Origin of the sequence: Actinomycetospora atypica (assembly GCF_042653685.1) — a bacterium.
Taxonomy (GTDB): domain Bacteria; phylum Actinomycetota; class Actinomycetes; order Mycobacteriales; family Pseudonocardiaceae; genus Actinomycetospora; species Actinomycetospora atypica.
The window spans coordinates 1-583 of record NZ_JBHSIV010000107.1 but is presented as its reverse complement, the minus strand read 5'-3'; the positions used below and the strand labels follow the sequence as shown (position 1 = coordinate 583).

Here is a 583-nt window from a genome sequence, read left to right as displayed (position 1 = left end):
CTCGGATGTAGTCGAGGCTCGGCGACAGGAGATCGTCGAGACCTGCCGTCCGCGCATCGAGGAGTGCGACGTACCCGAACTCGCGCACCTCGTGTCGCTCGCGCTGCGGGCAGCCGACGCCTTCGACGCTGGGCATACGGAGGCGGCCCAGGCGTTGGCGACGGCGGTCCTGGATACGGCCGTGACGCAGTACTTCAGCGACACCCCGACGAGCAGACGCATCGCGGCAAGCCTCGCGGAGATCAAGAAGATGGCCGGGAGCTCCAGCGCGAACGAGGTGTACTGGCGGTGGCTCCGAGCGCTGACGATGGCTGGCATCCCGCCTGCTTGGCACTCGTACGAGTACGGCAGCGACGACCCGCTCTTCAACCGGAACGGCACCATCCACGCCGCCGACCTCACGATCTACAGCCCAGCCAACGCCGCGCGAGCCCTCAGCTTGGCTACGACTCTCCTGCGATGGTTCAAGCAGGAGGAGGACAGCTTCGAGGACGAGGACGAGGACGGCTAGCTACGAGCGTGCCTCGCGGTGCCTTATGGACCTCACCAACTAAGACCACCACCCGGAGGTAAGTCGTGTCCT

The 583-nt window shown here is 66.0% G+C and carries 1 protein-coding gene; it reads left to right on the top strand.

Annotation, left to right across the window (positions count from 1 at the left end; translation table 11 throughout):
- The coding region (locus ACFPBZ_RS29520; RefSeq protein WP_378039665.1) for a hypothetical protein at positions 1-511 on the top strand (511 nt) is incomplete at its 5' end.
- Between the last annotated feature and the right edge of the window lie 72 nt (positions 512-583).